The following is a 12,726-nucleotide window of genomic DNA, read 5'->3' as shown; positions in this document are numbered from 1 at the left end:
ATCCGCTTCTGCTGCGGGGTGGAGCAGTCTGGCAGCTCGTCGGGCTCATAACCCGAAGGTCGCAGGTTCAAATCCTGCCCCCGCTACCATATAGCTCCGGTGCAAGCCGGAGGCAGTGGACGAATCAAGCGATCCCGGCAACGGGGTCGCKTTTTTCGTTGTGTCGCCGGTGCCGGCGCCGGTGCCGAYGCCGAYGCCGACGCCGACGCCGAAGCCGAAGCCGAAGCCGAAGCCGCTGATGCCGGTGGTGGTGGTGGTGGTGGTGCTGGTGCTGGCGCTGATGCCGGTGGTGATGCTGATGCTGATGCCGGCGCTGACGCCGGCGCTGACGCTGACGCCGATGCCGATGCCGATGCCGATGCCGATGCCGATGCCGATGCGGTGCCGATGCGGTGCCGATGCCGATGCGGTGCCGATGCCGATGCCGATGCCGATGCCGATGCCGGCGAGGGCAGGGTAGAGCCGATCCATGGTCGGCTGCTCTTGCTCTGGCTTCGCATCTGCGGGTCAAATGGGTCATGTTTCAACAGGGGTTGCGCAGGGATGAAAACTCCCTTACAATTCCGCTTCTGCTGCGGGGTGGAGCAGTCTGGCAGCTCGTCGGGCTCATAACCCGAAGGTCGCAGGTTCAAATCCTGCCCCCGCTACCACAGAAAATCTGCAGTGCAGATGCAGTAGACGAAAAGGCGATTCCGGTGACGGGGTCGCCTTTTTCGTTGGTGGGGTTTGGTTTTTTGAAGGCGTAACCCAGGCCAAATGCCAGTGCCAGGTCAAATTAGGTGCGCAGGCTTCTGGAAGGGCGCTGGCCTGAGTAAGTTCGCGGGGCACGCTGCAAATCCCGCCCCGCGGCCCGCCTCGGCCCAGCCGCTGGCGGCTGGGCGTTCGGACGCTGGCGAGGCAGTGCCTCGCCGCAATGCTCCCTCACCCCTGTAAGCTCCTGAGCCGCCTCCATGCGGCTCAGGGCCCCGCAAAGCACCCGTAGTATGTCGGTGCCCAGCGGAGATCAAAGGCGCGGCATTATTTTTGGCGTTGCTTGCACTGGCTGGCGGATCGAAGGTTGCGGTGTTGGTGGATTCGGGAGTTGAATTGAAGGATTAGGAATTCGGAATTCGGAATTCGGGGATTCGGGGATTCGGAATGCGCCAGGCCTCCTCGCTCCCGGACTGACCCGCTCTTGAGCCCAATAACTCACAGGCCAACTCTCCAGGTGGCGGTGCGGGTGGGATGGCGGGACCGTTGGGCGCCATGGATGGCGCCCGCGAGCCCCCAGGGATGGGTTTACGGCGTGTCCCGCCATCCCRCCCGCGCCGACGCCCGCGACGTAGCCGAGATGCCGAGTGCCTTACCCGCGACGTAGCCGAGATGCCGAGTGCCGATACCCGCGACGCAGCCGCAGAGGCAAGGCCGTGGCCGTCAGCCCCTGCTGTTCAGCTTTTACAATACGGCAGCCGGAAGCATCCCAAACCATTGCACCAGCGCGGTGCAACGGCTATGATCAGTGGCTTAGCGGATTGACCACTCCCATCCCGTCAACGGATGAGAAGGGTCCCGCAACCGGCTTCCAGGAACGGCAACCTGTACCCAGGCCGCCGTGACCCCCCGGAACGCTGGGCTCGCAGGAACGCACACCGCGTGTGTTCCCGCTACCGGAATCCAGCATGACCGGAGTTGTACCGGACAAGGGGCCCAGCGGGCCCTTTGTTGTTTCCGGAAGGTGGTCCGTTCGCCRGACCAAGCCCGTATCTCTTTCAACGAACAAGGCAGACTGTGAGCGACAAGGCAACCGAAATCGCGAATCTGCTCGCCCCCACCGTTCAGTCGCTGGGTCTCGAGCTGCTGGGCGTGGAATACCTCACTGCCCCGGGTGGTGCGACGCTGCGCCTCTATATCGACGTGCCGCTGGCCGAACAGCCCGAGCGCATCGTCAACATCGACGACTGCGAACGCGTCAGCCGCGAAGTCTCCGCACAGCTGGACGTGGAAGACCCGATCACCGCCAATTACACCCTGGAAGTGTCCTCGCCTGGCGTCGACCGCCCGCTGTTCACCGGCGAGCAGTTCGAGCGCGCCATCGGCGAATCGGCCAAGGTCACGCTGAAACTCCCGCAGGACGGCCGTCGCCGACTGCAGGGTGAAATCCTCGCTGTGGACATCGAACAGGGCACCGTCACCTTCAAGGTCGACAATTCCCCGTTCACCGCCGATGTCGAGAATATCGACAAGGCACGCATCATGCCGGACTGGGCCGCCCTCGGCCTCGCTCCGACCAAACCGACTGGCCCGGCACCCAAGCAGGGTGGCAAGGCGAACAAGAAACCATCCAACGAGCCGGCGGCCAAAAAGCCGCGCGCGGAGTGAGCCAATGAGCAAGGAACTTTTGCTGGTAGTGGATGCGGTCGCCAATGAAAAGGGCGTTCCGCGTGAAGTGATCTTCGATGCCATCGAGGCAGCACTGGCGTCGGCGGCGAAGAAGCGCTACCCCGATGAAGAAGTGCTGGCCCGTGTGTCGATCGACCACAAGGACGGCAACTACGAGACCTTCCGCCGCTGGGAAGTGGTGGCCGATGACGTGGTGATGGAATCGCCCGACCGCCAGATTCGTCTGATGGATGCCATCGACGAAGCCGAAGGCGTGGAAGTCGGCGACTACATCGAAGAACAGATCGAAAACCCGGACTTCGGCCGTATCGCCGCACAGGCCGCCAAGCAGGTGATCGTCCAGCGCGTGCGCGAAGCCGAGCGCCAGCAGGTCGTCGATGCGTGGAAGGATCGTGTCGGCGAGCTGGTCACCGGTGTGGTCAAGCGCGCCGAGCGCGGCAACATCTATGTCGACCTCGGTGGCAACGCCGAAGCCTTCATCCCGAAGGACAAGGGCATTCCGCGCGACGTCCTGCGTGCCGGCGACCGCGTCCGCGGTTACCTGGCCGAAGTGCGCTCCGAGCCGCGTGGCCCGCAGCTGTTCATCAGCCGCGCCGCGCCGGAATTCATGATCGAACTGTTCAAGCTCGAAGTGCCGGAAGTCGGCCAGGGCCTGGTCGAGATCAAGGCCTGCGCACGTGATCCGGGCGACCGCGCCAAGATCGCCGTGCTCGCCCACGACGCCCGCACCGATCCGATCGGTGCCTGCATCGGCATGCGCGGTTCGCGTGTGCAGGCCGTGTCCAACGAGCTCAACGGTGAGCGCGTGGACATCGTGCTGTGGAACGAGAACCCGGCCAACTTCGTCATCAACGCGATGGCGCCGGCCGAAGTGCAGTCGATCATCGTCGACGAAGAAAAGCATTCGATGGACCTGGCCGTCGCTGAAGAGCGTCTGGCCCAGGCGATCGGCAAGGGCGGCCAGAATGTGCGCCTGGCCAGCCGCCTGACCGRTTGGCAGCTCAATGTGATGACCCAGGACCAGGTGACCGCCAAGTCCGAGGCAGAGCAGACCGTTGCCCGCCAGTTGTTCATGGACAAGCTGGAAGTGGATGAAGAAATCGCCGCCATCCTGGTGACCGAAGGCTTCAACACCGTGGAAGAAATCGCCTACGTCCCGGTCGGCGAATTGCTGGCCGTGGAAGGCTTCGACGAAGACATCGTCGAAGAGCTGCGTGCCCGTGCCCGCGATGCGCTGCTCAATGAAGCGCTGGCGGTGGAAGAAGGTCTGGAGGACGGCTCGCCGTCGGAAGACCTGCTCGCCCTGGAAGGCATGGACGAGGCGACTGCCTACGCCCTGGCCGGTCATGGCGTGCGTACCAGTGAGGACCTGTCGGACCTGGCCGCCGACGAGATCCTCGAGTTCGGTATCGAGGACATGGACCAGGAGCGCGCCGCCGCCCTGATCCTTGCCGCCCGAGCCGAGGAGATCGCCCGCCTGGAGCGCGGCGAATGAGCCAGCGATGAACAGTGCCCTGACCCGATCAGGGCTTAGACTCCGCGCTGCCTTCGCACGTTTCGAGGGAGCGCCAACCAGATCATAGGATCCGAATGTCGCAGCAAACCACCATCCGTAAGCTTGCCGAACTGGTCAACACGCCTGTCGATAAACTGCTCGTACAGCTTGCCGAAGCCGGCATGAAGTTCAGCGGTCCCGACCAGGTCGTGACCAGCACCGAGAAGGTGAAGCTCCTGGGCTTCCTTCGTCGTTCGCACGGCAAGACCGAGCAGCCCGTCGAGAGCACCGACGAGGCTGCCAAGAAGATCACCCTCAACCGTCGCAAGTTGCAGGAAGTGACGGTCAGCGCCGGCCGCAGCAAGACCACCGTCAACGTCGAAGTGCGCCAGAAGCGCACCTACATGAAGGACGCCAGCGGCAAGCCGATGACCGCGGATGAGGAGCGCGCCGACATCCTGCGCAAGCTGGAGGAATCCCGCCAGCGCAATCTGGACGAGCAGCGCGCACTGGCCGAGAAGGACCGTGCGCGCGATGAAGAAATCGCCCGCAAGCGTCAGGACGAAATCGACGCCAAGGAACGTGCCGAAGTCGAGCGCAAGGCGGCCGAAGCCGCTGCCGAAGCGGCCAAGAATGCACCGCCGGCCCCGGCCCCGGTTGCAGCCAAGCCTGCGGCCGCCAATGATGCCCCGGCGCGCAATCCGCGTCCGTCGGCGCCGTCGGCTGCACGTCCGGCCCCGCGTTCGGACGACCGCAACTCGAACAACACCAACAACCGCCCGGGCGCCAAGCGCGACGACGATGGTGGCAACCGCTTCGCCGGTCAGCTGCATCTGTCGGCCGCCGATCGCGCCCGTCGTGGCAACAACAGCAACTCGCGCGGTCGTCCGACCGGGCGCGTGCAGCACGGCAGCCGCCGTGACAGCAACCAGTCGCGCAGCGGCGGGGGTGCCCATGGTTTCKAGCGTCCGGTCGCCCCGATCGTGCGTGATGTGACCATCGGCGATACCGTCACCGTGGCCGATCTGGCCCAGAAGCTGGCCCTGAAGGGCGGCGATGTGGTCAAGGCGCTGTTCAAGATGGGCGTCATGGCGACCATCACCCAGACCATCGACCACGACACCGCTGCGCTGGTGACCGAAGAACTCGGCCACAACGTGATCCGTGCCAACACCAACGATGCCGAAGACGCGCTGCTGGCGCAGTCTGCTGGCAACCACGGCGACCCGGTGGCACGTCCGCCGGTGGTCACCATCATGGGCCACGTCGACCACGGCAAGACCTCGCTGCTGGATTACATCCGTCGCACCAAGGTCGCCACGGGCGAAGCCGGTGGCATCACCCAGCACATCGGTGCGTACCACGTTGAAACGCCCAAGGGCGTCATCAGCTTCCTGGATACCCCGGGCCACGCGGCGTTTACGTCCATGCGTGCCCGCGGTGCCAAGCTGACCGACATCGTGGTGCTGGTGGTGGCTGCCGACGATGGCGTCATGCCGCAGACCAAGGAAGCCATCCAGCACGCCCGTTCGGGGGGTGTGCCGCTGATCGTGGCGATCAACAAGATCGACAAGGCCGGCGCCGACCCGTTGCGGGTCAAGAACGAACTGCTCACCGAGCAGGTCGTGTCCGAAGACTTCGGTGGCGACACCCAGATGGTCGAGATCTCGGCCAAGGCTGGCCTGGGTATCRACGACCTGCTCGAGGCGATCTCGGTCCAGGCCGAACTGCTGGAACTGAAGGCCGTGGCCGACGGCCGCGCCAGCGGCGTGGTCATCGAGTCCTCGCTGGACAAGGGCCGTGGCCCGATCGCCACCGTGCTGGTGCAGCAGGGTTCGCTGAAGAAGGGCGACTACCTGGTCTGCGGTATCCAGTACGGCCGCGTGCGCGCCCTGTTCGACGAAACCGGCGCTCAGCCGGAGCAGGCGGGTCCGTCGATCCCGGTGCAGGTGCTGGGTCTGTCCGGCGTGCCGGATGCCGGCGATGACTTCGTCGTTGTCGAAGACGAGCGTCTGGCCAAGGACGTCGCGCAGCAGCGCGAAATCAAGCGCCGTGAATCGCGCCTGGTGCAGTCTGCCGGCAGCCGCATGGAAGACATCATGGCGACCCTGGGCAAGGGCGATGGCCAGCAGGTGCTGAACCTGGTGATCAAGGCCGACGTGCAGGGGTCGGTGCAGGCACTGAGCCAGGCACTGGTCGCGCTGTCCAACGAAGACATCCGCATCAACGTGATCCACTCCGGCGTGGGCGGCATCACCGAGTCCGATGCCAACTCCGCGGTTGCTTCCAAGGCCACCGTCATCGGCTTCAACGTGCGTGCCGATGCCTCCGCGCGTCGCATCATCGAATCCAATGGCGTGGACCTGCGTTACTTCTCGATCATCTATGACGTGATCGATCAGGTGAAGCAGGTGGCGTCCGGTCTGCTCGGCGTGGAAATCCGCGAAGAGATCATCGGTATCGCCCAGGTCCGCGACGTGTTCCGCAGCTCGAAGTTCGGTGCGGTCGCAGGCTGCATGATCATCGAAGGCACCGTGAAGCGCAGCAAGCCGATCCGCGTCCTGCGCGACAGCGTCGTGGTCTTCGAAGGCGAGCTGGAATCGCTGCGCCGCTTCAAGGAAAACGTCGAGGAAGTTCGCAACGGTACCGAATGCGGTATCGGCGTGAAGGCCTACAACGACGTCAAGCCGGGCGACCAGATCGAGTGCTTCGAGCGAATCGAAGTGCCGCGCACCCTGTAATGTTCCAGGCCGGACCGCTTCGCGCGGTCCGGCTTTTTCGCTTACGTACCACCCTTCAAGACGAGTCCGCCTACCGTGCCAAAGACCTTCCATCGAACCGACCGTGTTTCCGCCCAGATCCGCCGCGAACTGGGGACGCTCGTGCACAACGCCGTGCGTGTACACGGCCTGCCTTCGGTGAGCGTCTCCGACGTGGAAATCACCCGTGACATGGCGCATGCCAAGATCTTCGTCACCGCGCTGATGCCCGAACGTTCGGTAGAAGCCATGAAGGGCCTGAAGGAACTGGCCTGGGAGCTGCGGATGGAGCTGGCGCGTGCCATGAAGCTGCGCCATGTGCCCGAGCTGCACTTCCACTACGATGATTCGGTGGATCGCGGCGAGCGCATCGACAACATCCTGCGTGACCTGCCCGATACGCTGGCGGCTGAAAAAAGCCGACAGCCCGAGGACGACGCAGAGGATGGCGACGCGGACGAAAGCGACAAGAAATCTGATTGATGGACCAACAGCCCGCAAGGGCTGTTGTCTTATGGGACGGTGCCCGGGTCGACAAMGACCGCACCGTCGACCGCCGGGACTGCCGGCAGCGCCAGATGGCGCCGATTGAAACCACGACATGGCATCCCGAATCACATTCCGTCGCCTGGACGGCATTCTGCTGCTCGACAAGCCGGGCGGCATGAGCTCCAACGCCGCGCTGCAGATCGCGCGGCGCCTGTACCGCGCCGAGAAGGGCGGCCACACCGGCAGCCTGGACCCGCTGGCGACCGGCCTGCTGCCGCTGTGCTTCGGCGAGGCCACCAAGATTGCCGGCCTGCTGCTGGGCTCGGCCAAGGCCTACGACGCCGAGGTGGTGCTGGGCCAGACCACCGATACCGACGACGCCGATGGCGCGGTGCTGCGCGAACGGTCGGTCCCGCCGATCAGCGCCGAAGCGCTGGAGGCCGCGCTGGTACCGCTGAAGGGGCGCATCCTGCAGCGCGCGCCGATCTACTCAGCGCTCAAGCAGGGCGGCGAACCGCTGTACCTGAAGGCGCGCCGCGGCGAGGTCATCGAGGCGCCGGAGCGCCAGGTGGAGGTGCACGCCATCGAGGTACTGGAGCAGCAACCGACCCGTCTGCGCCTGCGCGTGACCTGCGGTTCAGGCACCTATATCCGCAGCCTGGCCCGCGACCTCGGGGAAACCCTGGGCTGTGGGGCACACATCGCCGGCCTGCGTCGGCTGTGGGTGGACCCCTTCCGCGACGTGCCGATGGTGTCCCTGGACACCCTGCGGACTCTGGTGGAGCAGGGCGACGAAGCCGCCATCGATGCGCTGCTGCTGCCGCTGGACGCGGGCCTGGCGCACTATCCACGGGTCACCCTGGATGCTGAACAGACCCCGCGCTTCTGCGTGGGCCAGCGCCTGCGCGACCCGGCCTGGGCCCAGGGCACGGTGGTGGTATACGGTCCGGACGAGGCCATCCAGGGCCTGGGCCAGGTCGACGAGAATGGCCGGCTGGCACCGCAGCGGCGCTTCAACCTGGCCGGCCAGGGCTGACCCCGGCGCAGCCGGTCCTTGTCCCGGACGGCTGCGCCCGTTACAATTTCGCGGCCTTTTCAGGCTTCCCGCGTTCTGCGGGTTCATCCTTTCGTTCACGGCGAGTCACGCGGTACGTCAATGGGACGTTTCTGCGGGCCACGCATCCAAGAGAAAATAAAATGTCGATCGACACCCAGAAAGTCATTGAAGACAACAAGCGCAGCGCCACCGACACCGGCTCCCCGGAAGTCCAGGTCGCTCTGCTGACCGCCCGCATCGAACTGCTGACCGGCCACTTCAAGACCCACAAGAAGGATCACCACAGCCGCCGCGGTCTGCTGCAGATGGTCAACCGCCGCCGCAGCCTGCTCGACTACCTGAAGAAGAAAGACGCTCCGCGTTACAAGGCCCTGATCGAAAAGCTCGGCCTGCGTCGCTAAGCACGAACCCCCACCGCGGCGCAGGAATGCGCCGCGGTTTTGTTTTGGCAGTACCGCATCAAACGTATGGGCCGGACAACCGGTCACCCGTCGGCGGCAAGGGTCGCCCGCGGTCCATTGAAGAAAGCATCATCCAAGGAAACCCCCGTGGCAAAAATCACCAAAACCTTCCAGTACGGCAAGCACACCGTCACGCTTGAAACCGGCGAAATCGCCCGTCAGGCCGGCGGTGCCGTCATCGTCAAGTTCGACGACACCGTGCTGCTGGTCTCCGCCGTTGCCGCCAAGAGCGCGCGTGAGGGCCAGGACTTCTTCCCCCTGACCTGCGACTATCAGGAGAAGTTCTACGCAGGTGGCCGTATCCCGGGCGGTTTCTTCAAGCGCGAAGGCCGCGCGACCGAAAAAGAGACGCTGATTTCGCGCCTGATCGATCGCCCGATCCGTCCGCTGTTCCCGGAAGACTACAAGAACGAAGTGCAGATCATCGCCACGGTGATGTCGCTGAACCCGGACATCGATGGTGACATCGCTGCCCTGATCGGTGCCTCGGCTGCGCTGTCGCTGGCCGGCACCCCGTTCAAGGGTCCGATCGCCGCCGCCAAGGTGGGTTACAAGAACGGTGAGTACATCCTCAACCCGACCGTGACCGAACTGAAGGATTCGGAGCTGGAACTGGTTGTCGCCGGTACCGCCAACGCCGTGCTGATGGTCGAATCCGAAGCCGCGCTGCTGTCCGAAGAGGTGATGCTGGGCGCTGTGACCTTCGGTCACCGCGAAATGCAGAAGGTCATCCACGCGATCAACGAACTGGTCGTGGAAGCCGGCACCAAGCCGTCGACCTGGGAAGCCCCGGCCAAGAACGACGTGCTGATCAGCGCCCTGCAGGAAGCCATCGGCCCGCGTCTGGGCGAAGCCTTCCAGGTGCGCGACAAGCTGCAGCGCCGTGACGCCATCTCGGCGATCAAGAAGGACGTGGTCGAGTCGCTGGCTGGCCGCGTGGCCGCCGAAGGCTGGAACCCGGCCGAGCTGTCGAAGGAATTCGGCGAGCTGGAATACAGCACCATGCGCAACTCGGTGCTGGACACCAAGGTCCGCATTGACGGCCGTGCGCTGGACACCGTCCGCCCGATCGCCGTGAAGACCGGCATCCTGCCGCGTACCCATGGTTCGGCGCTGTTCACCCGCGGTGAAACGCAGGCCATCGTGACCATCACCCTGGGCACCGCCCGTGATGGCCAGGTCATCGATGCCGTGTCCGGTGAGTACAAGGACAACTTCCTCTTCCATTACAACTTCCCCCCCTACTCGGTGGGCGAGACCGGCCGCATGATGGGCCCGAAGCGTCGCGAAATCGGCCACGGCCGCCTCGCCAAGCGCGGCGTGCTGGCAGTGATGCCGTCGCTGGAAGCCTTCCCGTACACCATCCGCGTGGTCTCGGAAATCACCGAATCCAACGGCTCCTCGTCGATGGCTTCGGTCTGCGGTTCGTCGCTGGCCCTGATGGACGCCGGCGTGCCGGTCAAGTCGCCGGTGGCCGGTATCGCCATGGGTCTGGTCAAGGAAGGCGAGCGCTTCGTCGTCCTGTCCGACATCCTGGGTGACGAAGATCACCTGGGTGACATGGACTTCAAGGTTGCCGGTACCGCTGAGGGCATCTCCGCCCTGCAGATGGATATCAAGATCGAAGKCATCACCGAAGAGATCATGAAGCAGGCACTGCAGCAGGCCAAGGCGGGCCGTCTGCACATCCTGGGCGAAATGGCCCATGGCCTGACCGCGCCGCGTCAGGAGCTGTCGGACTACGCGCCGCGCCTGCTGACCATCAAGATCCACCCGGACAAGATCCGCGAAGTGATCGGCAAGGGTGGTTCCACCATCCAGGCCATCACCAAGGAAACCGGCACCCAGATCGACATCCAGGATGACGGCACCATCGTCATCGCCTCGGTCAATGCCATCGCTGCACAGGCCGCCAAGGCCCGCATCGAGCAGATCACCTCGGACGTCGAGCCGGGCCGCATCTACGAAGGCAAGGTCGCCAAGATCATGGACTTCGGTGCGTTCGTCACCATCCTGCCGGGCAAGGATGGCCTGGTGCACGTGTCGCAGATCTCCAGCGACCGCGTCGAGAAGGTCGGCGACGTGCTTAAGGAAGGCGATGTGGTCAAGGTCAAGGTGCTGGAAGTGGACAAGCAGGGCCGTATCCGCTTGTCGATGAAGGCCGTCGAAGAAGGCGAAGGCGCGGTTGCAGAATAATCGGCAACGCCGACGACGCTGTAGCTGAGGACCGTTGGTCCTCAGGCTTTCGAACAGAAAAAGCGGGCTTCGGCCCGCTTTTTCTTTGCCTGCGGCTGCGCGCCATGCGTGGACGCATCGGATCCCCGGGATGCGGACGCATGCCCCGCAGTTGACTGTGTTTTACCCGGCATGGTGTCCGACAAGACCCCTCACGCAGGCGCGGTGGTGTCTGCAGGACAGGTTTGCAGGACTCGCCGTACAAACCCATTCCCGCCCCCTGCGGGTCTGCTAACGTGGCCTCGCCTTCAACCGGGAGTTCGCATGTTCCGTCATTCCGTGGCCGTGCTCGCCGTGCTGATTGCCAGCCTTCTACCGCGTGCCGCATCTGCTGCGGAATCGGCACCCAGGGTGATCGGCGCGTATTACCCCGGCGGTTCGGCCGAGCGCTATCCGGTCGAGCGCATCCCGGCCGACACGCTGACCCACCTGTTCTACGCGTTTGCCACCATCGAGCAGGGGCAGTGCGTGGTCGGATCACAGGCCGAGGCGCACTTCAGGGCACTGGCCACGCTCAAGCGTGCGCACCCCAAGCTGCACACGCTTATCTCCATCGGCGGCTGGAACGCCGGTGGTTTCTCCGATGCCGCGCTGACCGCCGACAGCCGCACGCGCTTCGTGGCCTCCTGTGTGGCGCTGTTCTTCGAACGCCATCGCGGCAGTTTCGACGGCGTGGATATCGACTGGGAATTTCCGATGTCTGGCGGTCCAGCCGACATCGCCCACCGCCCGGAAGACCGCCGCAACATGACCCTGCTGGTGCAGGAGTTCCGCCGTCAGCTCGATGCGGTCGGCAAGCCGCGCGCGCAGTCACTGCTGCTCACGGCCGCGCTGCCGGCCGGTCGCGTGCAGACCGACGGCCCTTATGACCCGGCGCTCAGCTATGACGTGAAGGCACTCGCCAGCGCGCTCGATTTCATCAATCTGATGAGCTATGACATGGGCACCGGCTTCTCCAAGGTGTCCACTTTCAACGCGCCCTTGCGGGAAGTGCCGACCGATCCGATGGACCCGGCGCTGCGCCGCTGGAACAACGTCGAAGGCGCGGTGCAGTACTACCAGCAGCACGGTGTACCCGCCGACAAGCTGGTGCTGGGCGTGCCGTTCTACGGGCGCGGTTTCCGTGTCACCACCGACGCGGGTGAGGGGCTGTACCAGCCTTATAGCGCGCCGTTCGATGCCGGCGACTGGCGGCGCATCCGCAGCGACTTCCTCGACCAGCCGGGCTGGCAGCGGCATTGGCACCCGGTGGCGCAGACGCCATGGCTGTACAACCCGGCCGAGCGCATCTTCATCAGCTACGAAGACCCGACCTCGATCGGTGTGCGCGCGGCGTACGCCAAGCAGGCGCAGCTGCGCGGCGTGTTCACCTGGGAACTGACCGGCGATGATGCGCRGGGCAGCCTGTTGCAGGCCATGTCCGCGCCGTTCCTGCCTCAGTCCAGGTAACGCGCGACCTCGATCAGGTTGGCGTCGGGGTCGCGGACGTACACGGACAGGATCGGACCGGTCGCGCCAGTGCGCTGCACCGGTCCTTCTTCCACGACCACGCCCTGCGCATCCAGGTGCGCGAGGATCTCCTCCATCGTCGCGTAAGTGATCAGGCACAGGTCCGCCGCGCCCGGCGTGGGGCGATCGGCCTTGGGCTCGAACTCCTTGCCGTGCGCATGCAGGTTGATCTTCTGCATCCCGAAACGCAGGGCCTTGCGCCCCGCACCAACGTCGATGACCTCCATGCCCAGCACGCGCTGGTAGAAGTCGCAGGCGGTGGCGATGTCGGCCACGGTCAGGACAAGGTGGTCGAGGCGGTCGATGTGCAGGTCGGTCATGGCGGCGCGGGCGAGAAGGGGC

The 12,726-nt window shown here is 64.8% G+C and carries 10 protein-coding genes and 2 tRNA genes; 11 read left to right on the top strand and 1 reads right to left on the bottom strand.

Going from position 1 to position 12,726, the window contains the following annotated elements; all coding sequences use genetic code 11:
• The first annotated feature begins 12 nt into the window (after positions 1-12).
• The 11 genes from AC1DR7_RS06760 (at position 13) to AC1DR7_RS06710 (ending at position 12,324) form a co-directional block, all read left to right on the top strand.
• Positions 13-89, top strand: a tRNA-Met gene (locus AC1DR7_RS06760).
• 71 nt (positions 90-160) lie between these two features.
• Entirely contained in the window at positions 161-460 is a 300-nt protein-coding gene (locus AC1DR7_RS06755) for a hypothetical protein (RefSeq protein ID WP_478076429.1), read from the top strand.
• Positions 461-573: 113 nt separating this feature from the next.
• A tRNA-Met gene (locus AC1DR7_RS06750) sits at positions 574-650 on the top strand.
• A 1,117-nt stretch (positions 651-1,767) separates the two neighbouring features.
• Entirely contained in the window at positions 1,768-2,358 is a 591-nt protein-coding gene (rimP, locus tag AC1DR7_RS06745) for a ribosome maturation factor RimP (RefSeq protein WP_256774644.1), read from the top strand.
• Positions 2,359-2,362: 4 nt separating this feature from the next.
• Positions 2,363-3,874: a transcription termination factor NusA gene (gene nusA / locus AC1DR7_RS06740; protein ID WP_478076428.1), complete on the top strand. Its 1,512-nt coding sequence runs from the start codon at positions 2,363-2,365 to the stop codon at positions 3,872-3,874.
• A 95-nt stretch (positions 3,875-3,969) separates the two neighbouring features.
• Positions 3,970-6,615, top strand: a complete 2,646-nt coding sequence (gene infB / locus AC1DR7_RS06735; protein WP_478076427.1) for a translation initiation factor IF-2 — start codon at positions 3,970-3,972, stop codon at positions 6,613-6,615.
• 75 nt (positions 6,616-6,690) lie between these two features.
• Positions 6,691-7,116, top strand: coding sequence for a 30S ribosome-binding factor RbfA (gene rbfA, locus AC1DR7_RS06730; protein ID WP_256774647.1), 426 nt, complete (start codon positions 6,691-6,693; stop codon positions 7,114-7,116).
• 118 nt (positions 7,117-7,234) lie between these two features.
• The gene (gene truB / locus AC1DR7_RS06725; protein WP_457318549.1) at positions 7,235-8,158 is read left to right on the top strand and encodes a tRNA pseudouridine(55) synthase TruB; all 924 of its coding nucleotides are present in this window, start codon (positions 7,235-7,237) and stop codon (positions 8,156-8,158) included.
• 161 nt (positions 8,159-8,319) lie between these two features.
• Positions 8,320-8,580 (top strand): 30S ribosomal protein S15, encoded by a 261-nt coding sequence (gene rpsO, locus AC1DR7_RS06720; RefSeq protein WP_128097467.1) that lies wholly within the window; start codon positions 8,320-8,322, stop codon positions 8,578-8,580.
• Positions 8,581-8,727: 147 nt separating this feature from the next.
• Positions 8,728-10,836 carry a polyribonucleotide nucleotidyltransferase gene (pnp, locus tag AC1DR7_RS06715; RefSeq protein ID WP_478076425.1) on the top strand — a complete coding sequence of 703 codons (2,109 nt, stop codon included), beginning with the start codon at positions 8,728-8,730 and terminating at the stop codon, positions 10,834-10,836.
• Positions 10,837-11,139: 303 nt separating this feature from the next.
• Entirely contained in the window at positions 11,140-12,324 is a 1,185-nt protein-coding gene (locus tag AC1DR7_RS06710; protein ID WP_478076424.1) for a glycoside hydrolase family 18 protein, read from the top strand.
• On the opposite strand, the gene AC1DR7_RS06705 is transcribed toward AC1DR7_RS06710, so the two are convergent.
• Positions 12,312-12,695, bottom strand: coding sequence for a VOC family protein (locus tag AC1DR7_RS06705; RefSeq protein ID WP_478051690.1), 384 nt, complete (start codon positions 12,693-12,695; stop codon positions 12,312-12,314). The genes AC1DR7_RS06710 and AC1DR7_RS06705 overlap by 13 nt on opposite strands.
• Positions 12,696-12,726 lie beyond the last annotated feature (31 nt).

Source organism: Stenotrophomonas sp. P5_A9 (genome assembly GCF_056400525.1).
The sequence above is the reverse complement of the archived record's forward strand: the minus strand, read 5'-3'. Positions and strand labels throughout refer to the sequence as shown.